This is a genomic window from Halomonas binhaiensis (genome assembly GCF_008329985.2).
Taxonomy (GTDB): domain Bacteria; phylum Pseudomonadota; class Gammaproteobacteria; order Pseudomonadales; family Halomonadaceae; genus Halomonas; species Halomonas binhaiensis.
In genome coordinates, this window is the sequence record NZ_CP038437.2 from 1,126,491 (window position 1) to 1,148,266 (window position 21,776).

Sequence of the window (21,776 nt, forward strand, 5' to 3'; positions counted from 1 at the left end):
CTGCACAGTGAAACGTCAGGGGCTTTCTTGTGTTGTTGCATGGGCTCGGCCCTGGCGCAATACTGCTGGCTTACCGCTTACCGCTTACCGCTTACCGCTTACCGCTTACCGCTTACCGCTTACCGCTTACCGCTTACCGCTTACCGCTTACCGCTTACCGCTTACCGCTTACCGCTTACCGCTTGTCAAAGCGGTGTCTTGCTTGCCCCGCCAGGGACTTCTCGGACCAGGGCCGGCATCAGGAAGCCGGGAAGCCGTGTGCGCAGTTCTGCAACGAGCTGCTGGGCTCTTGCGTCATCCACATCGAAGTGGGCAGCACCGACCACCGGGTCGAAGGCGTGCAGGTAGTAGGGCAGGATGCCGGCCTCGAACAGGCGCTCGGACAACTGTTCCAGGGAATCCACATCATCATTGACCCCGCGCAGGATGACGCTCTGGTTGAGCAAGGTGACGCCAATGTGGCGCAGGCGGTTGCAGGCGGCGATCACGGCATCGTCGATCTCGTTGGCATGGTTGATGTGCAATACCATGACCTTCTGCAGGCGCGTACTGGCCAGCCAATCAAGCAGGGCGCCATCGACACGATCAGGGATCACGACGGGGAGACGGCTATGCAGGCGCAGCCGCTTGAGGTGGGGAATGGCGTCAAGTCGCTCGACCAGCCAGGCCAGTTGACGATCACTGGCGGCCAGTGGATCGCCTCCGGACAGGATGGCTTCACGCAGTTGTGGGTCGGCACGTAGATAATCCAGCGACTCGTCCCATTGTGCCCGGGATGGTGCGTTGTCGTGGTAAGGAAAATGGCGACGAAAGCAGTAGCGACAGTTGATAGCGCAGGTCGGGCTGGCGATCAACAGTACTCGGCTGGCGTATTTGTGTATCAGTCCTCGACGGGCAGTATGTTCGGCTTCATCCAGGGGGTCGGTAACATATCCGGGGGAGATGTCGCTTTCTGCTTCCAGTGGTAATACCTGGCGCAGCAAGGGGTCGGCAGGGTCGCCGGGGTGCATGCGTCTGGCAAAGGCTTCCGGCACGCGAACCTCGAACAGGGCGTGTCCGCTTTCGGCACCAGGCAGTAGTGATGGGTCAAGCCCAAGACGTTGGCACAGAGCCCTGGGGTCACGAATGGCACCTGCAAGTTGACGCTGCCATGCCCCTGTCTCGGGCAAGTCCCTGTCACCCGGGGGCTGCGAGCAATGTAAAAGCATGGGGCTTCGGGTTATCATGCGTGCCACCCATAAATGCGAGCGAGGGATGCACCCTCGCGAAATGTCAGTCGTGTGCTGCCCTGCATTGAGTGCGGGGCCAGGCACCAAGAGGAATGAGAAGTCATGGCGAACTATTCTACCAATGAATTCAAGGGCGGTCTGAAAGTCATGCTGGATGGCGACCCTTGCTCCATCGTCGAGAACGAGTACGTCAAGCCTGGAAAAGGGCAAGCCTTCAACCGTGTCAAGCTGCGTAACCTGATGACTGGGCGCGTCTGGGAACGGACTTTCAAGTCCGGTGAGTCCCTGGAAGGTGCTGATGTTCTCGACCAGGACATGGAATACCTCTACACCGACGGTGAGATGTGGCATTTCATGAAGACTGATGGTTCCTTCGAGCAGTATGCCGTGGACAAGAAGGCCTTGGGCGATGCCGAGAAGTGGCTGAAAGAGCAGGTGGTGTACAACGTTATCCTGTGGAATGACAACGCCATCTCTGTGACTCCGCCTAACTTCATCGAGCTGGAAGTGGTCGAGACGGACCCCGGCCTCAAGGGTGATACCGCTCAGGGTGGATCCAAGCCGGCAACGTTGTCCTCTGGTGCAGTAGTCCGTGTGCCGCTGTTCATCAACCGCGGCGAAGTGCTGCGCATCGATACGCGTTCCGGCGAGTACGTTTCTCGCGCTTGAGGAGCGGGCCGGCTTGGCCAGCAGCAGTATCCGCCGTTGAGTTGCCGATGAACGTCCTGTGTCATCGTTGGCCAGCCACTCTTGCCGGTCACTCTTGTTAGCTATTCTTGTGAGCGACTCTCGTTATTCACTACAGGCCACGCTTTCGCGTGGCCTGTGTTATTTAGTCTGTGTTAATTAGAGGTGATCTGCATATGACAAGCGATTGGCGTCCTGTTGCCTCTATCGAGACGCTGCGCGCACGGGCGAAGCTGGTGGCCCAGGTGCGTCATTTTTTCGCTGAGAGAGATGTACTGGAAGTGGAAACGCCGATTCTCGGTCATGGCGGCAGCACGGATGTGCATCTGGCATCGTTGTCGTGTCATGCACTGACGCCAGCGGGGCGGGAGCGTCTATGGCTGCAGACTTCGCCGGAATTCGCCATGAAGCGGTTGCTGGCGTCAGGTTCGGGGCCGATCTTTCAAATTGCTCGCAGTTTTCGCGACGGCGAAGTGGGCCGCCGACATAACGTCGAGTTCAGCATGCTCGAATGGTATCGGCCTGGCTGGAGCCTGGGCGAGCTGATCGACGAGACGCAAGCCCTGATTCGTGTCCTGTTACCGGCCGACCCAGGTCCAACTCGGCAACGCCGCTACCGGGACCTGTTCATCGAGCAACTGTGCCTGGATCCCTTCGCGTCGCCACTGGCGACGCTGCGTGATGCAGCAGAAGAACGCAGCGGTATGGAGATGAAAGCGGCCGAGCGTGATGAATGCCTGGATCTTTTGATGAGCCTGGTGATCGAACCCACACTTGGGTGTGGCGGCATTGATATCGTCGTCGACTACCCTGCCAGTCAGGCAGCGTTGGCCAAGCGCCACCAGGACCCTCGCGATGGTAGCTGGGTGGCCTCGCGCTTCGAGATCTATCTCAAGGGAATTGAACTGGCCAATGGCTACGATGAGCTTACCGATGCATCAGAGCAGCGTCGGCGTTTCGATGAGGATAATGCCGCACGCTGCGCAGCAGGGTTGCCGCAAGTCGATGTGGATCAGTGTTTGCTCGATGCTCTTCAGGCCGGCATGCCCGAGGGCAGTGGCGTGGCATTGGGGCTGGATCGCTTGATACAGCTGGCGTTGGGAAAGGACAGCCTTGAACAGGTGCTGGCCTTCCCGACGCCACGATGTTGAGAATCATTGAAAGCTGTTGGAAATTGTTGAAATGTCCGGCTGGGTGAGCGGGCTCACATATCTCCCAGGCGTTGCCCCATGCGTACTGCAATGGGGCCATTGGCGCTGTTGGCTTCGAAGGTTGCCTTGTTGGCGAAGGCCATCACGACAGTAGAGCCGAGCTTGAAGCGTCCCATTTCTTCCCCCTGCGCCAGGTGGACGGGCTTGTCGAAGCGTACTCGTTCGACACGACCGGATAGCGGGGTCACCTGTCCACTCCAGACGGTTTCGATGGCAGCGACGATCATGGCGCCGACCAGCACCATCACCATGGAACCTTGCTCGGTCTCAAAGTGGCAGACCAGGCGCTCGTTGCGGGCAAACAGGCCTGGGACATGTCGAGTGGTCGCGTCGTTAACCGAGAACAGGCGTCCAGGCACATAGACCATTTCGGTGAGAGTGCCGGCGACGGGCATATGTACCCGATGATAATCCTTGGGCGACAGATACACGGTGGCGAAGCTGCCGTTGCGGTAGTCACTGGCCTTCAGAGGATCTCCACCCAGTAGCTCAGCCATGCTGAAGTGGTGGCCTTTGGCCTGGATCAGGCGGCCTGCATCGATTTCCCCCCATTGAGAAAGGGTGCCATCTGCCGGACTCAGCAACCCTTCGTCCAGAGGCCGGGCATCTGCCTTCAATGCCCGGGTAAAGAAGGCATTGAAGGTCGGGTAGACCGTGGGATCACTCTCCACCGCTTCATTCATGTTCACCTTGAACTGACGAATGAAGGCCTTGATCAGAGCATTCTTCAGCCAGCCAATGCGGCATTCGGCAAGGCATCCCACCAGCCGCGACAGCAGATGGTGAGGCAGGGGATACTGAATCAGGGCAAACAGTTTGGCGGGAATCACGAAGGTATTGTCTCTCAAAGAGGCTGATGAATAATTGAGCTACGAGCTACGAGCTACGAGCTACGAGCTACGAGCTACGAGCTACGAGCTACGAGCTACGAGCTACGAGCTACGAGCAGCTCGCGGCTTACTTTTCAATAGGGGTGTCGTCGCGATTGCCCCATTCCTTCCAGGAGCCTGCGTAGGCTCGAATCTTGCTGAAGCCGAGTGCTTTGCCTACCAGCCAGGTGAAACCACTGCGATGGTGACTCTGGCAATGAGTGACCACTTCCATTTCTGGTGTCAGCCCTTTGGCGCCCAGCTCGGTGAACAGCTCTGCGTAGTCGCGTATGCGTAGTGAGTGCTCACGATCCATGGCATCTGTCCATTCCATGTTCACTGCGCCTGGAATATGACCGAGATGCTTGTTGTTGCCTTTTCTGCCGGCAAATTCATCGGCAGAGCGGGCATCCCAGATGGCGAAGTCATCACTGCCGAGCTTGTCGATCAATTCACCACGCTCGATCAGCACCTCGGGATGCCTGATGGTTGCCTGGTAATCTCTGGGGGAGGGGCGGTGCTCCTCGGTGGACACCGGCAAGGCTTCTGCACGCCAGGCATGGATGCCACCATTGAGGTAGGAGTAACGGCTGTGGCCGATCAGCTCCAGGGTCCACAGCAGGCGCCCAGCCCAACCACCGCCTTCATCGTCGTAGGCCACCACATGGGTGTCGCGAGTCAGCCCCAGGGACGAGAACAAGACCGACAGAGCCTCGATATCGGGTACATCATTGGGCACTTCGCCGGAACCCTTCAACAGACGGTCATGATCAAGAAAGATGGCACCAGGTACATGGCCTGATGTGTAGCTGTCAGCCTTGAGAGGGACATCGATGATCAGGATGTCTTCATGGTCGATCACTGCGGCCAGTTCTTCGGGCTCGGCAATCAGTGGCAGTAGGTTGTCTTCTGAGCTCATGGCAGCTCTCCTCGAAACGTGTGGTCAGAGGCACGTGCGGTCAGGCAAAGGAAACACCGTATCAAGTGCCGTCATTCAGGGATTATCCAGACTATCGACGATACGGCGGTAACTGGCAAAGCGCTGAGGGTGAATGTCGCCCCGCTCAACGGCTGCCAGCAAGGCGCAACCGGGCTCCTGACGGTGACGGCAGTCGCGAAAGCGGCATTGTTCCAGGTAAGGGCGGAACTCGATGAAGCCTTCAGTGACCTGGCGCTCATCCAGGTGAGTGAGTCCAAACTCGCGGATGCCAGGAGAGTCGATCAGGGCGCCTGCTGTCACGCTGTCGCTGAGTGCTGGTAGATGATAGAGCTGGGCCGTGGTCGTGGTGTGACGTCCCTTGCGCGTATCAGCAGATAAAGCGCCAATGCGCAGCTGTTCATTGGGCAGGAGCAAGTCGATCAGAGAGGATTTGCCTACGCCGCTCTGCCCGACAAACACTGAGGTGCGTTCCGCCAGGCAGGCATGTAGCGCATCCATTCCCCCTTCACTCGTGGTCGAGGTAGCAACCACGGCATAACCGAGGTCTTCATAGCGTGCCAGCAGAGCGCGCAGCTCACCGCCTTGCTCAGGAAGCAAATCCGTCTTGTTGAGCACCAGCACGGGGGTGATGCCGGTGGCCTCGGCTGCGACCAGGTAGCGGTCGATCAAACCTGCGTGAGGCTCGGGTTCCACGGCGAAAACGATCAGAATCTGGTCGATGTTGGCAGCCACGGGCTTGAGCAGGCCGCGCATATCCGGGCGCTCCAGTACATTGTCGCGTTCACCGCGAGCGACAACGACACCGCTACCGTCTTCGCCTGCACGCCAGATCACCCGATCGCCTGTGACCAGCCCTTCCAGGTTGGCTCTCAAGTGACAACGTACGGGTTTTTCTCCCAGACGTTCCGTGACATCAAGCGTGCGGCCGAAGTGGGCGGTCACTCGCCCATCGCGCTCGGTGCCATACTCTCCGGCAGAGAGTTTCTCATCATCATGGTTCTGACGCTTTTCTGCACGCTTGGCCCGTTCGGCCTGGACCTTCTCGATGCGCCAGCGTTGCTGGCGACTCAGCTTACGTTTGCTCACATGACAGCCCGATGCTCGGTACAATGAGCTGCATTGTACTCATTCTCAAGGATGGCTGATATGACCGAGCGTACTCAAGGCACAACCCCTGCCCCGACCAATGCCTCAACAGAAGACGAACCTCGTTCCGATCTCCTGGTGTGGATCGACCTGGAAATGACCGGCCTCGACCCCAACAAGGAGCGCATCATCGAGGTGGCAACCCTGGTAACCGATGGAGACCTCAATGTCGTTGCAGAAGGGCCAGTGATAGCCGTCCATCAGAGCGAGGCGCTGATTGCCGGCATGGACGAGTGGAATACCAGAACCCATGGCGATTCTGGCCTGATTGAGCGAGTACGACGTAGCACCGTGAGCACGCAGGAGGCGGAAGCGCGAACCTTGGCGTTCCTGCAGACGTATGTGGTGTCCGGTACTTCGCCCATGTGTGGTAATTCCATCCATCAGGATCGCCGCTTCCTGGAGCGGGAAATGCCTGAACTGTGGTCTTTCTTCCATTACCGCAACCTGGATGTCTCTACGCTCAAGGAACTGGCCAAGCGCTGGAATCCTCAGGCCCTGGACGGCTTTTCAAAGCGCAATGTGCATCTGGCCATGGACGATATAAAGGAATCCATCGCGGAGCTGGCGCACTATCGCAAGACCTTCCTCAAGGCCTAGAACGTCATTCAACTGGCTGAACGGATACAAGGCCCAAGGCCTGGTTCAAGAGGAAGAGTGGCCAGGGGCAGCGATGTCACTGCGTTGGCGAGATGTCACTCGGTGCTGGCTATCAGCGTGCTGCGTTTCCTGCGCTGCTGCTTCAGAGCCCAGCGGACGTGCTCGCGTACCAGGTCGGAAGGATAGGCCAGGCGCACCAGAAGCGCTGTCTCGATGGCTTGGCTCCAAGGGGCATTGCCCAGGCCAATGGCGAGGTTGCGTAACCAGCGCTCATAGCCGATACGACAGATGGGGCTGCCGGCAGTGCGGGAGAGGAACTCCTCTTCCCCCCAGTTGAACAGGGTGAGCAGCTCTGCACGGTCGAGATCGTGGCGTGGGGCAAAGTCGGGCTCATTGCTGGCCCGGGTGAAGCGGGTGAAGGGGCATACCAGCTGGCAGTCGTCGCAACCAAACACCCGATTGCCCATTGCCTCGCGATACTTCTCGGGGATGCTGCCAAAAAGCTCAATGGTGAGATAGGAGATGCAGGCTCTTGCATCGACAATCCTGTCGTCGACGATGGCTCCGGTAGGGCAGGCCTGACGACAGGCACTGCAGCTACCGCAGTGGCTGTCCTCGAAAGGGGGATCTACCGGCAATGGCAGGTCGGTATACAGCTCCCCGAGAAAGAACAGCGAGCCGGCCTTGGGGTTGAGCAGCATGGCGTTCTTGCCGAACCAACCCAGGCCGGCCTTGCGTGCCAGGCCCCGTTCCATTACCGGGGCAGAGTCGACGAAGGCACGGTAGCCAATGGGGCCGACTTCGGCCTCGATCTGCCTGGCCAGGCTTTGCAGGCGCTTGCGCATCAGCTTGTGATAGTCGCGCCCGGTGGCATAGCGGGAGATATAGGCACGATGTGGTTGGCCCAGCACCTTGCTGGTTTCCACCTCCGCCGGAAGATAGTCAAGGCGCACGCTGATCACTCGCACAGTGCCAGGCTCCAGCTCGGCAGGGCGTGTGCGTTTGGTGCCATGCTTGGCCATGAACCCCATTTCACCGTGGTAGCCAGCATCCAGCCAGCGCTGAAGGTGGGCTTCATCCTCATGCAGGTCGATGTCAGTGATACCGACCTGCTGGAAGCCCAGCTCGCGTCCCCAGGCCTTGATGTTCTGGGCCAGGTGCGCCAGTTCAGTGGCATTGAGTGTCTTGGTGGTCATGGACGTGTCGGTGAATGCAGACGGGGTATGCGGGAAAATGGTGATACCTTGCACATCAGAGAAAGCTGTCTTGGCGAATGGGTGTAACACCTTAGACTGACAGATGGTAAAGGAAAGATGCCGTGAATGCCTGCGTCAGTATACTCCCCGGCCATGCATGGTGTATCGCATCAGCAAGGAAACGATAATTGAAGTCGCGCGTTACCATGAAGACAACGTTTCCACAGGAGGGAACATTTATGAGTGCCCCACAACATCGTGGGTTGATGCCATTGTACTGCGCCGACCAGGTGCGTGAAATCGACCGCCGTACCATTGCCAATGAGCGTGATGGTTTTGCTCTGATGCAGCGTGCTGCTGGTACAGCATGGCGCTGGCTTCGAGCGCGCTGGCCTTCTGCCAAGAGCTTGACGGTGTTCTGTGGTGGCGGCAACAACGGTGGTGATGGCCATGTTCTGGCGGCATTGGCGGCGCGGGAAGGCTGGCAGGTGCAGCGGCTCTCTCTGACGCCTCGTAGTCGACTGCATGGTGACGCCCTGCGTGCCGCCTTGCTTGCTGATGAAGCCTGTGTGGAATGGCGCGAGTGGCGAAAAGGCGTGGTCATCGAAGGCGAGGTGATTGTGGATGCCTTGCTCGGCACCGGGTTCTCGGGTGATCTGCGCATTCTCTATGCGGATGCCATCACGGCGATCAATGACAGTTCCCGCCCGGTGTTGGCCATCGATATTCCCTCCGGAATCAGTGGTGATGATGGCAGTGAAAGGGGCTTGTCGGTCAAGGCGGACATGACCGTGACCTTCATCGCCGACAAGCTGGGACTGCATACCGGACGAGGGGCCGCACGGGTGGGTGAGCTGGTGCTGGATTCTCTCGGTGTCGATGCGTTGACCCATACCGATATTCGCCCCACGGCCTGGCGCCTGGAAAAGTCTTTGTTGCAGGCAGCTCTACCTCCCAGGGAACGCGATATACACAAGGGCGACCTGGGATTTGTCGGTGTGCTGGGCGGAGCGCCGGGAATGGGTGGTGCGTCCCTGCTGGCAGCGGAAGCCTGTGCTCGAGTGGGGGCTGGCCGAGTCATGCTGGTCACAGCGCCGGAGCATGTGACCGCCAGTCTGATGCGTTGTCCCGAGGTAATGGCCAAGGGGGTTTCTGCTGCCACTCAGGTTGGCGATTTGCTCGATCGCCTCAGTGTGCTGGCGGTTGGCCCAGGGCTAGGGCAAGGCAGCTGGGGGCAAAGCCTGTTTCAAGTAGCCCTTGAAACGGTGGCTCCGCTAGTCGTGGATGCCGATGCACTCAACCTTCTGGCGTCGCGCTTTCGTTCTACCCGGCGTGATGATTGGGTGTTGACGCCTCATCCTGGTGAAGCGGCGCGCTTGCTGGATACTTCGGCTGCTGAAGTCGAAGCGGATCGTCCGGCCGCAGCACGTGCCTTGCAGGAACTGTACGGAGGCGTCGTGGTCCTGAAAGGCTCCGGTACGCTTATTTGCGGTCCAGATGGGCTGGCGCTATGTCCTTTTGGTAATCCGGGCATGGCAAGTGGCGGTATGGGAGATGCACTTTGCGGTATCATTGCCGGCCTTCTGGCTCAGGGGCTGGAGCTGGAAATGGCCGCCAGGACTGGGGTGCTGGTACATGCCATGGCAGGCGACATGGCTGCCCGAAAGGGTGGTGAGCGTGGTCTGTTGGCCAGCGATCTGGCATCCTGTGCGCGAGTTTTGGTCAATCCGACGATGGACGAGGAAAATGTTGCTGCGACTCGACGATGAACAGCGCCAGGTAGCACTGGGAGAATGCCTGGGGCGTGCCCTCGAGGGACGCGGACGTGTCCATCTTTCTGGTGACCTGGGGGCAGGCAAGACCACGTTGTCACGTGGGATATTGCGTGCCTACGGCTACCAGGGAGCGGTGAAGAGCCCTACCTATACCTTGATCGAGCCATATGAGCTGGGGCCATGGCGACACCTGGACAAGGTGCGGGTACATCATTTCGACCTCTATCGTCTGGGGGACCCCGAGGAACTGGAGTTCATCGGCGGCCGTGACCTGCTTGCCGATGATGTCCTGTGCCTGATCGAATGGGCTGAACGTGGTGAAGGCTGGTTGCCGCAGCCGGATGTGGAGATCGCTCTGGCGCATGCCAATAGTGGGCGTGAAGCACGCATCGTTGGCCATGGAGCCAGGGGCGCTGCCGTGCTGGAGCGCCTGAACAAGGAACTGAGTACTGCGGGGTTTGCCGTGGATACGCAAGGTACTGATGACCCAAGTACTGATGACCAACGTACTGATGGCCAAGGCCGGGCAGAGGGAACTTCGCAGGGAGGCGCGGCATGAGGCTGGTGATGAATCGTTGGCTGGGGTGGAATCGTTGGATGGGCATGTTGGCGCTGGCTTCTCTGGGAAGCCTGCACACTGCCAGTGCGGAAGCGGGGGATGTGGACAATATTCGGCTGTGGGCTGCGCCTGACCACTCGCGCCTGGTATTTGACCTGTCATCACCCGTCGATGCAGAGGTCTTCCAGCTCGACAACCCTAGCCGACTGGTCATCGACCTGACCGATGCCCAGCTCAAGGATGACCCCAGCAGTCTCAACCTCAGTGGCAGTGCGATCAACAGTGTGCGAACGGGAGTGCGTGACGGCACTGGTCTGCGTGTAGTGCTGGAACTCAACCGCCCCATCGAGCCACGCCACTTCTCCCTGGCGCCCAACGATCAGTATGGTGATCGCCTGGTGGTGGACCTGGAATATCCAGGTGAGAGTGCGGTAGATGACCCCATCGATCCGATCGAGAAGATGATCCGTGAGCAGGAAATTGCTGCCCAGCGTGCCAAGACGGAAGCGGTGGCTGAGGGGCGTGCCCCGGAGGAAGCCGCGGCTGCGACCCCGGTGGACCCTGCCAAACCTCATCCCAAGCGTGACATCATCATTGCTGTTGACGCAGGACATGGCGGCGAAGACCCAGGAGCCACAGGCCCCAGCGGTACTCGCGAGAAGGATGTGGTACTGCAGATGGCCGATCGTCTGGCCAAAATGATCAACCAGACACCAGGCTTCAAGGCCGTGATGATTCGTGATGGCGACTATTATGTTGGCCTGCGTCAGCGGACCCTGATCGCACGTGAACAGAAGGCTGACTTTTTCGTCTCCATTCATGCTGATGCGTTCAGCAGCCCTCGCCCCTATGGCAGTTCCGTGTTCGCCCTGTCCCAGAGTGGTGCCACTTCCGAGACAGCCAAGTGGCTGGCAGCCACCGAGAACCGTTCGGACTTGATTGGTGGCGTTGACGGTAACCTGTCACTGGATGACAAGGATCAGGTGCTGCGCGGTGTGCTGCTCGACCTGACCATGACGGCAACCCTCAACGACTCCCTGGCGATTGGTGGTGACATGCTGGAGCGGATCGGCCAAGTCAACCATTTGCACAAGAGTCGTGTGGAGCAGGCGGGCTTCGTGGTGTTGAAGTCACCGGACATTCCCTCGTTGCTGGTTGAAACCGGGTTCATCTCGAATCCAGAGGAAGAGCGCAACCTACGTAATGGCGCCTATCAGGAACGCATGATGAGTGCAGTGCTCGGCGGGATTCGTACCCATTTCGAACGTAATCCGCCGCCGGCCAGCCTGTTGGCCTGGCAGCGTGACCATGGACGTTCCACGGCAAGCGGTGAGTATCGTATTCAGGCGGGTGATACCTTGTCGGGCATTGCACAGCGCCATGGGGTGTCATTGTCTCAACTGCGTCAGGCCAATGAGCTTGCCAGCGATTCGATTCGCGTCGGTCAAGTGCTGCGCATTCCCAGCTCTTGAAAAGAGCCCTGAACGGCATGTAAGGAATGACCATGACTGAGAGTTCTGTCCAGCAAGATACGTCGGTGCGTCGCCGTATCCAGGTTCTTGATCCTCGGCTGGCCAACCAGATTGCCGCAGGGGAAGTGGTGGAGCGGCCGGCGTCGGTAGTCAAGGAGCTGGTGGAAAATGCCATTGATGCTGGTGGCTCGCGCATTGACATCGAGGTGGAAGTCGGTGGTGCCAGGCTGATCCGTGTACGGGATGATGGCTGTGGCATTGCGGAAGATGACCTGCCACTGTCGTTGTCGCGCCATGCCACCAGCAAGATTGCGTCTCTCGAAGAGCTGGAAGGCGTTGCCAGCCTGGGCTTCCGCGGTGAGGCCCTGGCATCGGTCAGCTCGGTGTCGCGTCTTGAGCTGGTGTCCAACGTCGAGGACGACCCTCGGGGTGGCTGGCGGGTCGTGGCGGAAGGTCGCAACATGGAACCTCGCGTGACGCCTGCGCCTCATCCGCGAGGAACCTCGGTCACTGTGCGTGACCTGTTCTTCAATACGCCGGCCCGGCGCAAGTTCCTGCGTACCGAGAAAACCGAATTCGGTCATGTAGAAGAAACCTTTCGCCGTCAGGCGTTGTCGCGTTTCGACATCGGCTGGACCTTGCGCCACAACAGCAAGACACTACACCAATTGCCTGTGGCTGAGAGTGTCGAGGAGCGTGAGCGGCGTCTCAGGTCGTTGCTTGGCAAGGACTTCCTGGGAAATGCCCTGAACTTGGATATCGCCGCAGGCGGTCTGCGTCTATGGGGTTGGGTCGGGCTTCCGACGCATTCCCGCGCGCAAGCCGATCAACAGTATTTCTTCGTCAATGGTCGCGTGGTGCGCGACCGACTGGTGGCCCACGCCATTCGGCAGGCCTACCGGGATGTGCTGTTCCATGGCCGCCATCCCGTGTTCGTGCTGTATCTCGAGGTCGATCCGACGGTGGTGGATGTCAATGTCCACCCGACCAAGCATGAAGTGCGCTTTCGCGATGGCCGTATGGTTCACGATTTCCTGTTCTCCAGTCTGCATCGGGCTCTCGGTGAAGCCCGGGCCGGGGGAGAGCGTGATGCCGGGCAACTGGCTTCCGACCAGGATGGGCTTGAAGTCGACCCGACCACTGGTGAAATCAAGACACCTTCGACGCTCGCCAGGGAAAGTGGGGAGGCATCCGCCCAACCCGCCTGGCAGCAGCAGCCCATGGCGCTTCATCCTCGTCGTGAGGATGCAACGGCAAGCGTGACACCTGACCGGGTGCGGGCCTTCATGGATGGCTACCGTCAGTTGCATCCCGAGCATGAGGAAAGCCTGCTCACCCCTCAGCCTGGAGCGCCTCAGGTAGGAGGGCGTGCTGCAGAGGTGGCCCTGGCGGAACGTGCCGGCGAGTACACGGCAAGAACGCTGCCAGCAGCCCAGGGTAGCGGCCCTCGGGAGAACCGCATCCAGAATGACGGGGGGCTTCCTGCGCCATCTGATCCAATGGCTGAGGAAGATCCCACCCAGGCTCCGCCACTGGGTTTTGCCGTTGCCCAGCTCCACGGCATCTATATTCTGGCCCAGAACGCCCAGGGCCTGGTGCTGGTGGACATGCATGCCGCTCATGAGCGTATTGTCTATGAGCACATGAAAAACCAGGTACATGGTGGAGCCCTGGAGGCGCAGCCATTGCTGGTCCCTGTGTCCCTGGCTGCCAGCCCGGCAGAAATTGAAACCGCAGAAAGTGAGCGTGAAGCCTTCTCCCGTCTGGGGGTGGAACTGGATGCTGCAGGCCCGGAAACGCTGCTGGTGCGCCAACTGCCGGCCCTGTTGTCGGATGCGGATGTAGAGCCGCTGATCCGTGACATGCTTTCGGACCTGGAGCGCTATGGCCGCTCGGACCGTATCGAGGCGCATATCAATGAACTGCTTGCGACCATGGCGTGTCATGGCAGCGTGCGGGCTAACCGTCAACTGACGATTGCCGAAATGAATGCGCTGCTGCGCGATATGGAGCGTACTGAACGCAGTGGCCAGTGTAATCATGGCCGCCCGACCTGGACCCAGATGAGCCTGCGCGAACTGGATCGTCTGTTCCTGCGAGGGCAATGAGCATGGCATCGCTTGACGTGTCAGATACGCGACCTTTTGCCGTGCTGCTGATGGGACCTACGGCTGCGGGCAAGACAGACCTGGCCATCGCCCTGCATGAGCGCCTGGGAGCCGACATCATCAGCGTCGACTCCGCCATGGTCTATCGTGGGATGGATATAGGCAGTGCAAAGCCTTCTGCAGAAGAGTTGTCTCGTGCCCCTCATCGCCTGATCGATATCCGCGATCCGGCTCATGCCTACTCGGCAGCGGACTTCCGTACCGATGCCCTGCGTGAAATGTCGGACATCACTGCCAAGGGACGGATTCCACTGCTGGTCGGCGGCACTATGATGTACTTCAAGTGTCTTATTGATGGGGTAGCCAAGATGCCAGCAGCAGACCCTCAGGTGCGGCAGTTGCTTGAACGAGAAGTCGAGCAGCATGGGCTTGAGGCGCTGCATAGGCGATTGGCTGAGGTCGATCCAGAGTCGGCAGCCCGCATTCACCCCAATGACCCTCAGCGCTTGATGCGCGCTCTGGAGGTGTTCGAGATCAGTGGGCGCTCCATGACGGAGCTATGGCGTGAACAGCAGCGTGAAACCTTTCCCTATCGGACGCTGTCCATAGGGCTCGCCCCGGCACAGCGTTCCGTGCTACATGAAAGAATAGCAAGGCGCTTTGAGGCGATGCTGGAAGGTGGCTTCCTTGATGAGGTTGCTGCTTTGAAGGCAAGGGGAAATCTCTCGCCTGACCTGCCGTCGATGAAAAGCGTCGGCTACCGTCAGGCCTGGAGTTATCTGGATGGCGAGTATGATCTGAGTGAACTGCGCAAGCGTGGAGTGATTGCCACTCGTCAACTGGCCAAGCGTCAATTGACCTGGATGCGTAGTTGGTCAGATCTACACTGGATCGACTCGCTGGCTGACAGTCCCGAACAGCGGTTATATGACGCTGTTGCCAGGAGCATTGCCAAGGGGACTACCAAGACCTCGTGAGCAATGCGGAAATACTTGTCGCGCATCTTAAAATCGTGCGTGGTGCTGGCACATAGCGTAAGATATCGAGTTCGTGTGGCTGCATGACCAGGCCCCGCCGAATCCAAGACGTTCGCCGTTCCTCACGGGAAGAGTGGGTGTCAGGGAAGCACTTATTTATTTAACGTTAACAACCTAGAGATTACAGGGAGAGCAAGATGTCCAAAGGGCAGTCCCTCCAAGACCCGTACTTGAACATTCTGCGCAAGGAGCGCATTCCGGTGTCGATTTTCCTGGTCAATGGCATCAAGTTGCAGGGCCAGATCGAATCTTTCGACCAATTTGTCATCCTGCTGCGTAATACCGTCAGTCAGATGGTCTACAAGCACGCCATCTCCACCGTGGTGCCGTCTCGCAATGTGCGACTGCCGGCCCAGGATCCTGCGGCGCAGCCGGATAGCTGATATCCGTGAGGTATTGATTGTTTTTTGAACGTCCCGACGCCGGTGAAACGGCGATACTCGTCCATATCGATTTTCAGGACGAGCAGGAGCGCGAAGATCCCAGCGAGTTTCTCGAACTGGTGAGGTCGGCGGGCGCTGAGCCCGCCACTCTGATCACTGGTAGCCGTCAGCGGCCCGATCCCAGGAGCTTCGTAGGCTCGGGAAAGCTGGATGAGCTACGTGATGCTCTCTCGGTGCACGAAGCCGAGCTGGTGATCTTCAACCATGCGCTCAGTCCCTCTCAGGAACGTAACGTCGAGCAGGCGCTCAAGTGCCGTGTGCTTGACCGTACGGGCCTGATTCTTGACATCTTTGCCCAGCGTGCACGTACCCATGAAGGTAAGTTGCAGGTGGAACTGGCTCAGCTCGAATACATGTCTACCCGACTGGTTCGTGGCTGGACCCACCTTGAACGCCAGAAAGGGGGGATTGGTCTGCGTGGCCCGGGTGAAACCCAGCTTGAGACTGACCGTCGCCTGCTGCGGGCGCGGATCAAGTCGATTCACAGGCGTCTCGACAAGGTGCGCAGTCAGCGCACCCAGAATCGCCGTGCACGCTCCCGGGCAGAGATCCACAGTGTGTCGCTTGTGGGCTATACCAACGCCGGTAAATCGACGCTTTTCAATTCATTGACCTCTGCTGAGGTCTATGCGGCAGACCAGCTCTTCGCTACTCTCGATCCTACGCTGCGGCGTCTAGATGTCGAGGATGTGGGCTCCGTGGTGCTGGCGGATACCGTAGGTTTCATTCGCCATCTACCGCATAAACTGGTGGAAGCGTTTCGCGCAACCTTGCAGGAAGCTGCGGAAGCGACGTTACTGGTGCATGTGATAGATGCCGCTGACCCTGACCGTGATCTCAACGTGGCTCAGGTCAACGCGGTGCTGGAGGAAATAGGTGCCTCGAAGGTACCGACCCTCAAGGTGATGAACAAGATCGACGTGTTCGATAGTGCTCCACGCATCGAGCGGGATGAGCACGGAGTCCCTCAGGTCGTATGGTTGTCGGCACGAGAAGGCCGTGGTCTCGACCTGCTGAAGCAGGCATTATCCGAGCGTCTGTCGGATGACATCATCGACTTCTCTCTGACATTGTCGCCGGCGCAGGGGAGAATGCGTGCTGCACTTCACGAGTTGGGGGCAGTACGTGGGGAAGGTTTCGATGACGCAGGACATACTCAGCTGAGGGTCCGCCTGCCACGGCGCGATTTCAATCAGCTGATGGCGCGGCTGGGAGAGAGCGCCGACGATTATCTTCCTGAGGCGCTCAGGGAACGCGAAACCTGGGAAGCTTGAGCACACCTCATGGACTGCAGTCTAGGCTGATAACGAACGAGGAAGCTCAACTGGTGATCTAGATGAGTTTTCCTGGGTCGATAGAAACGCAGGATGGCCAAGAATGTAGCGAGCCATGAGTGGGTTCGGATATAAGACAAGGATCGCAACCGATGCTCCTCTGCAGAGAGGAGCACCAGAGTGGAGACATTGTATGGCCTGGAATGAGCCTGGTGGCGGCAACGGCAACCAGCATGACCCCTGGAGTGGCGGGGGGCGCCGTGGCAGTGGTGGCGGCGGCAACAAGGGCGGAGGTGATAATCAAGGGGGACCTCCTGACCTCGATGAGGCGCTGAAGAAGTTTCAGGACAAGCTCAACAGCATGTTGGGTGGCCGTGGCAATCGCGGAGGCAAGGGTGGTCGTGGCGGCCGAGGGGGCCGTTCGCGTAACCCCTTCACCTTGCCGGGCTTGCTGATCATCATTGCGCTGGCAATATGGGCGGCCAGTGGCTTCTATCTGGTCGACCAGTCTGAACGTGGCGTGGTTCTGCGCTTTGGCAAGTTCCAGGAAGTGGTCTCGCCGGGTCTGCAGTGGAATCCGCCGTTGATTGATGATGTACGCATGGTCAATGTGACCCGTGTGCGCTCTGTCAGCCAGACACAGTCAATGCTGACCCAGGATGAGAACATCGTCTCGGTGGAAATCTCGGCCCAGTATCAGGTTGCTGATCCGCGTGGCTATGTCCTCAATGTCCGTGACCCGGAGCTGTCTCTGGCAAATGCTCTCGACTCGGCTCTGCGCCATGTCGTCGGCGGCACCGACATGATCGATATCCTGACCTCCGGTCGTGAGATTCTTGGCTCTGCCGTGTCCAACCGTTTGCAGTCCTACATGGACAGCTATGGTACAGGCATCAGCTTGGTGACCTTGAACGTCGAGTCGACCTCGCCGCCTGATGCGGTGCAGGATGCCTTCGACGACGTCATCCGTGCGCGTGAGGATCGTCAGCGCACCATCAACGAAGCCATGGCATACGCCAATGCCATCATTCCGGCTGCCCAGGGGCAGGCTCAACGCGTTGTCGAGCAGGGCCAGGGGTATCGTGAGTCTGTGGTCGCCGAGGCGCGTGGTCAGGCCAGCCGTTTCTCTGCCTTGCTGGCGCAATATCGTGATGCTCCGCAGATCATGCGTGAACGTCTCTACCTTGACGCGATCAGTGAAGTACTTGGCCAGACCAACAAGGTGCTGGTGGATGTAGACCAGAACAGCCCGTTGATGGTTCTGCCCATGGACAAGCTGAGCCGTTCCAGTGGCTCCAGTGCGGCAGCGTCGGACGCTGACCATCAGCTGGATCCCAAGGTGCTCGAGCGCATTCGAGCCGAGTCACGGGCAGCCGGCGAAAGCAGCACATCCAGCAGCAGTGTTGGCAGCTCTGGCGGTAGTACTGGTATCCAGCGGGAGGGTCGCTAAATGATCAATAACAAGTCTCTGATCATTGTCGGTGGCCTGGCGGCTCTGGCCTGGCTCGCCAGCAACACTCTGTACGTGGTCGACGAGACCCAGCGTGCGGTGAAGCTGCGCTTTGGTGAAGTCATCGAGGAAAACATCCAGCCGGGCCTGCATGCCAAGGTGCCGATCACCCAGACTATCCGCAAGTTCGACACTCGTGTGCTGACACTGGATACCGAAACCAGCCGTTATCTGACCAGAGAGCAGAAAGCGGTGATCGTGGACTCTTACGTCAAGTGGCAGGTGATCAACCCGACACGCTACTACGAGGCGACGGCGGGCGACGAATTGATGGCGGTACGCCTGATTCAGCCGCGGGTCGATGAGAGTCTGCGTAATGAGTTCGGTCAGCTCAGCTTGCAGCAGATCATCGCGGAAAAACGCGATGAACTGATGTCCGGCCCTACCGCAGATCTCAATGCATTGATGCGTGAGGAGCTTGGTGTGGCAATCCTTGATATCCGCGTCAAACGCATCGATCTGCCAGAGGATGTATCCTCGGCGGTATATGACCGCATGCGCTCTGAACGTGAACGTGAAGCTCGTGAGTGGCGCGCTCAAGGCAAGGAAGAGGCCGAGCGCATCCAGGCCAACGCGGATCGCCGTCGTCAGGTACTGCTGGCTCAGGCCAACGAACGGTCAGAGACCTTGCGCGGTGAAGGCGATGCTGAGGCTGCGGCAATCTTTGCACAAGCCTATGGGGAGGACCAAGAGTTCTTCTCGTTCTGGCGCAGCCTCAATGCGTATCGTGACACCTTCGGCGCCTCCGGTGGCAACATGATGGTGCTCGATCCGTCCAGTGATTTCTTCCGTTATCTGAAGAGTCCAGACGCCAATTGAGGTAATGGGTACACCTCTGTGCAGTACAGGGGTGTACCCGAGCCATAAAGCTGATAGAATCTGTCAACCGGGCGTGGCCCGGTTTTTTTGTGCGATTTTTTTGTGCTGCCACTTCCGTTCATCGCCTGCACGCTGGGGGAAATACTGCCCCCGATAGTGCGCGAGGTTTCGCGTGCGCGCAGGCTTGGCCCACAGTCCAAGCAGGATAAGACATGACCATCGCTGACCGCTGGCTCTTGCCCGACGGCATGGACGAGGTACTGCCGCCTCAAGCCAGTCGCATGGAGGAGTTGCGCCGGGCGCTGCTCGACCTTTATCACCTATGGGGCTATGACCAGGTCATGCCGCCTCCGGTAGAGTTTCTCGACTCTTTACTTACCGGTACAGGCACCGATCTTGATCTGCAGACCTTCAAGCTCACCGATCAGCTCAGTGGTCGCATGATGGGGGTCAGTGCCGACGTCACTCCCCAGGTAGCACGCATGGATGCCCATTCGCTCAAGCGCGAGGGGCCGGTACGTCTGTGCTACTGCACCAATGTGTTGCGTGCCAAGGCCGACCAGCATCAGGGCGGTCGCAGCCCGGTGCAGGTTGGCGTTGAGCTGTTCGGGCATGCCAGTCTTGCTGCGGATCTCGAGATACTGCTCCTGGCCCTGGAAAGTCTGGATGTGGCCGGTGCCCACGAAATCCACCTGGCTCTGGGGCATGTGGGCATCTATCGTAATCTTGTACAGGCTGCGGACCTGAATCAGGACGCCCAGGAGGCTTTCTCCGCTGCCTTGGCGCTGAAATCGCCAGGCCAGCTGGAAGAGCAGGTCACGCGTCATGTCAGTGATCCTGCACTGGCTGACATGTTCCGGGCACTGGAAGAACTGCACGGTGGGCCTGAAGTGCTCGAACGCGCTCGCGAGGTATTCGCCGAAGCGCCCCAGGCGGTCAACGATGCACTCGACAAGCTATGTGATCTGTACCGTGGTGTGAGTGCCGAGCATCCAGAGGTTGCCTATTATTTCGATCTGTCGGAGCTGCGTGGCTATCAGTACCACACCGGCATGATGTTTGCCGCCTATGTTCCGGGCTATGGCCAGGCACTGGCGAAGGGCGGACGCTACGATGACACCGGTCGGGCTTTCGGTCGTGCCCGTCCGGCGACAGGGTTCTCCATGGATCTCAAGGTGCTGGCATCACTGGCACCGAAGGAACCCGCCAAGGATGCTGTCTGGGCGCCAGCCGAGGACGCCGAGGGCTTGAGCGAGGCCATTCAGGCCTTGCGTGCGCAGGGGCGCAGGGTGGTTCGCGCTCTGCCTGGCCAGCGCACCGGAGCAGAGCAGCATGGCTGCTGTGAGCGCCTGGTCAGTACGAAGCAAGGCTGGACATTGGCGCCTCTCGATGAGGCGGAATCTGCTTGATCAAGAACTGCATGACCTGCAATGCGGGTCATGCAGCGTTAATTTCGTGCGCTTTCGCACATGACATTTCCGATGCGCCGTGGCGCAGCACATTTTCGCAGCGCCATGGCGCTAAACGGAGAGATGAGAAGCAATGGGCAAGAACGTAGTCGTACTGGGCACCCAATGGGGCGATGAGGGCAAAGGCAAGGTGGTTGACCTGCTGACCGAGTCTGCCTCTGCGGTGGTGCGTTTCCAGGGCGGTCACAATGCGGGTCACACCCTGGTGATTGATGGCGAAAAGACCGTCCTGCATCTGATTCCTTCCGGCATCCTGCGCGAAGACAAGACCTGTGTGATCGGCAATGGTGTAGTTCTCTCACCAGAAGCCCTGCTCAAGGAGATTCACGAGCTGGAGGCCAAAGGCGTACCAGTGCGTGAGCGTCTGCGCCTGTCGCCGGCCTGTCCGCTGATCCTGGATTACCATGTGCGTCTCGACCAGGCGCGTGAGAAAGCTCGTGGCGTCGCCAAGATCGGTACCACCGGTCGCGGCATTGGCCCGGCCTATGAAGACAAGGTGGCGCGCCGCGGTCTGCGTCTAGGCGATATGCTTCACCGCGAACGCTTTGCCTCCAAGCTGGGGGAAGTACTGGATTATCACAACTTCGTGTTGACCCAGTATCATGGCGAACCGGCAGTGGACTTCCAGTCCATTCTCGACAGCGCCATGCAGATGGCTGACGAGTTGCGGCCCATGGTGGCTGATACCGTGGGATTGGTTCACGACCTACGCAAGGCGGGCGAAAACATCCTGTTCGAGGGGGCTCAGGGCTCTCTGCTGGATATTGACCACGGTACCTACCCGTATGTGACCAGTTCCAATACCACGGCTGGTGGTACCGCGACAGGCTCTGGTGTCGGTCCTCTGTATCTGGATTACGTGTTGGGTATCACCAAGGCTTACACCACTCGTGTCGGTTCTGGTCCTTTCCCCACTGAGCTGTTCGATGAGCATGGCCGCCACCTGGCCGAGCGTGGTCATGAATTCGGTGCAACCACAGGGCGTGCTCGCCGTTGCGGCTGGTTCGATGCCGTGGCTCTGCGTCATGCGGTGCAGATCAACTCCGTGTCTGGCCTGTGCCTGACCAAACTGGACGTTCTCGATGGCCTGGAGAACATCCGTGTCTGTGTAGGGTATCGCAGCAAGGATGGTGAAGTGCTGGACACCCCTGTGGATTCAGAAGGTTACGAGGCCGTTGAGCCGGTTTACCAGGACCTGCCGGGCTGGAATGAGTCCACTCTGGGGGTCAAGCGTGTCGAGGATCTGCCGGCCAGCGCCCGCGCCTACATCAGCTTCCTCGAGGAGCAGGTAGGGACGCCGATCGATATCATCTCCACAGGCCCCGATCGCAATGAAACCATTGTGCTGCGTAACCCGTTTTCTGGCTGATCAGTAGCGGAATTGGCAGGCAGCGAGAGACCCGGTAGACCTGGAAAATCGAGGGTAGACCGG

General features: G+C 59.1%; 19 protein-coding genes. 14 read left to right on the plus strand and 5 right to left on the minus strand.

The window, feature by feature from the left end:
- Nucleotides 1-185 precede the first annotated feature (185 nt).
- Nucleotides 186-1,208, minus strand: a complete 1,023-nt coding sequence (gene epmB, locus E4T21_RS04855; RefSeq protein ID WP_240349367.1) for an EF-P beta-lysylation protein EpmB — start codon at nucleotides 1,206-1,208, stop codon at nucleotides 186-188.
- A gap of 123 nt (nucleotides 1,209-1,331) precedes the next feature.
- Here epmB and efp point away from each other — a divergent pair, with 123 nt between their 5' ends.
- Together efp and epmA are read left to right on the plus strand one after the other, a co-directional pair.
- Entirely contained in the window at nucleotides 1,332-1,898 is a 567-nt protein-coding gene (gene efp, locus E4T21_RS04860; RefSeq protein WP_149283961.1) for an elongation factor P, read from the plus strand.
- 194 nt (nucleotides 1,899-2,092) lie between these two features.
- Complete coding sequence (gene epmA / locus E4T21_RS04865) at nucleotides 2,093-3,067, plus strand: EF-P lysine aminoacylase EpmA (RefSeq protein WP_149283962.1); 975 nt, start codon at nucleotides 2,093-2,095, stop codon at nucleotides 3,065-3,067.
- A gap of 53 nt (nucleotides 3,068-3,120) precedes the next feature.
- Here the strand turns inward: epmA and asd are convergent, their stop codons facing one another.
- The 3 genes from asd to rsgA form a co-directional block, all read right to left on the minus strand.
- Nucleotides 3,121-3,957 (minus strand): archaetidylserine decarboxylase, encoded by an 837-nt coding sequence (gene asd, locus E4T21_RS04870; RefSeq protein WP_149283963.1) that lies wholly within the window; start codon nucleotides 3,955-3,957, stop codon nucleotides 3,121-3,123.
- Nucleotides 3,958-4,084: 127 nt separating this feature from the next.
- Nucleotides 4,085-4,915 carry a sulfurtransferase gene (locus tag E4T21_RS04875; RefSeq protein ID WP_149283964.1) on the minus strand — a complete coding sequence of 277 codons (831 nt, stop codon included), beginning with the start codon at nucleotides 4,913-4,915 and terminating at the stop codon, nucleotides 4,085-4,087.
- Nucleotides 4,916-4,990: 75 nt separating this feature from the next.
- Nucleotides 4,991-6,022 (minus strand): small ribosomal subunit biogenesis GTPase RsgA, encoded by a 1,032-nt coding sequence (rsgA, locus tag E4T21_RS04880; protein ID WP_149283965.1) that lies wholly within the window; start codon nucleotides 6,020-6,022, stop codon nucleotides 4,991-4,993.
- A gap of 60 nt (nucleotides 6,023-6,082) precedes the next feature.
- Between rsgA and orn the strand changes: the two genes are divergently transcribed.
- The gene (gene orn, locus E4T21_RS04885; protein WP_149283966.1) at nucleotides 6,083-6,682 is read left to right on the plus strand and encodes an oligoribonuclease; all 600 of its coding nucleotides are present in this window, start codon (nucleotides 6,083-6,085) and stop codon (nucleotides 6,680-6,682) included.
- A gap of 95 nt (nucleotides 6,683-6,777) precedes the next feature.
- Here the strand turns inward: orn and queG are convergent, their stop codons facing one another.
- The gene (gene queG / locus E4T21_RS04890; protein WP_149283967.1) at nucleotides 6,778-7,878 is read right to left on the minus strand and encodes a tRNA epoxyqueuosine(34) reductase QueG; all 1,101 of its coding nucleotides are present in this window, start codon (nucleotides 7,876-7,878) and stop codon (nucleotides 6,778-6,780) included.
- 239 nt (nucleotides 7,879-8,117) lie between these two features.
- Between queG and E4T21_RS04895 the strand changes: the two genes are divergently transcribed.
- The 11 genes from E4T21_RS04895 (at nucleotide 8,118) to E4T21_RS04945 (ending at nucleotide 21,713) form a co-directional block, all read left to right on the plus strand.
- Complete coding sequence (locus E4T21_RS04895) at nucleotides 8,118-9,647, plus strand: NAD(P)H-hydrate dehydratase (RefSeq protein WP_149283968.1); 1,530 nt, start codon at nucleotides 8,118-8,120, stop codon at nucleotides 9,645-9,647.
- Nucleotides 9,625-10,212 carry a tRNA (adenosine(37)-N6)-threonylcarbamoyltransferase complex ATPase subunit type 1 TsaE gene (gene tsaE, locus E4T21_RS04900; RefSeq protein ID WP_149283969.1) on the plus strand — a complete coding sequence of 196 codons (588 nt, stop codon included), beginning with the start codon at nucleotides 9,625-9,627 and terminating at the stop codon, nucleotides 10,210-10,212. The genes E4T21_RS04895 and tsaE overlap by 23 nt, the downstream gene beginning before the upstream one ends.
- A complete protein-coding gene (locus tag E4T21_RS04905) occupies nucleotides 10,209-11,684 on the plus strand; it encodes an N-acetylmuramoyl-L-alanine amidase (protein WP_420827726.1) in 1,476 nt (491 codons plus the stop codon). Before tsaE ends, E4T21_RS04905 begins: the two co-directional genes overlap by 4 nt.
- A gap of 32 nt (nucleotides 11,685-11,716) precedes the next feature.
- Nucleotides 11,717-13,792 (plus strand): DNA mismatch repair endonuclease MutL, encoded by a 2,076-nt coding sequence (gene mutL / locus E4T21_RS04910; RefSeq protein ID WP_420827727.1) that lies wholly within the window; start codon nucleotides 11,717-11,719, stop codon nucleotides 13,790-13,792.
- A gap of 2 nt (nucleotides 13,793-13,794) precedes the next feature.
- Nucleotides 13,795-14,769: a tRNA (adenosine(37)-N6)-dimethylallyltransferase MiaA gene (miaA, locus tag E4T21_RS04915; protein ID WP_420827728.1), complete on the plus strand. Its 975-nt coding sequence runs from the start codon at nucleotides 13,795-13,797 to the stop codon at nucleotides 14,767-14,769.
- Between the two features lie 197 nt (nucleotides 14,770-14,966).
- Nucleotides 14,967-15,212 carry an RNA chaperone Hfq gene (gene hfq / locus E4T21_RS04920; protein ID WP_149283971.1) on the plus strand — a complete coding sequence of 82 codons (246 nt, stop codon included), beginning with the start codon at nucleotides 14,967-14,969 and terminating at the stop codon, nucleotides 15,210-15,212.
- Nucleotides 15,213-15,229: 17 nt separating this feature from the next.
- Entirely contained in the window at nucleotides 15,230-16,546 is a 1,317-nt protein-coding gene (gene hflX, locus E4T21_RS04925; protein WP_149283972.1) for a ribosome rescue GTPase HflX, read from the plus strand.
- Between the two features lie 193 nt (nucleotides 16,547-16,739).
- A complete protein-coding gene (gene hflK / locus E4T21_RS04930; RefSeq protein ID WP_149283973.1) occupies nucleotides 16,740-17,996 on the plus strand; it encodes an FtsH protease activity modulator HflK in 1,257 nt (418 codons plus the stop codon).
- Entirely contained in the window at nucleotides 17,997-18,875 is an 879-nt protein-coding gene (hflC, locus tag E4T21_RS04935) for a protease modulator HflC (protein WP_149283974.1), read from the plus strand. It abuts the gene before it with no gap.
- 212 nt (nucleotides 18,876-19,087) lie between these two features.
- Entirely contained in the window at nucleotides 19,088-20,284 is a 1,197-nt protein-coding gene (locus tag E4T21_RS04940) for an ATP phosphoribosyltransferase regulatory subunit (protein ID WP_149283975.1), read from the plus strand.
- 133 nt (nucleotides 20,285-20,417) lie between these two features.
- A complete protein-coding gene (locus E4T21_RS04945) occupies nucleotides 20,418-21,713 on the plus strand; it encodes an adenylosuccinate synthase (RefSeq protein ID WP_149283976.1) in 1,296 nt (431 codons plus the stop codon).
- Nucleotides 21,714-21,776: the final 63 nt, after the last annotated feature.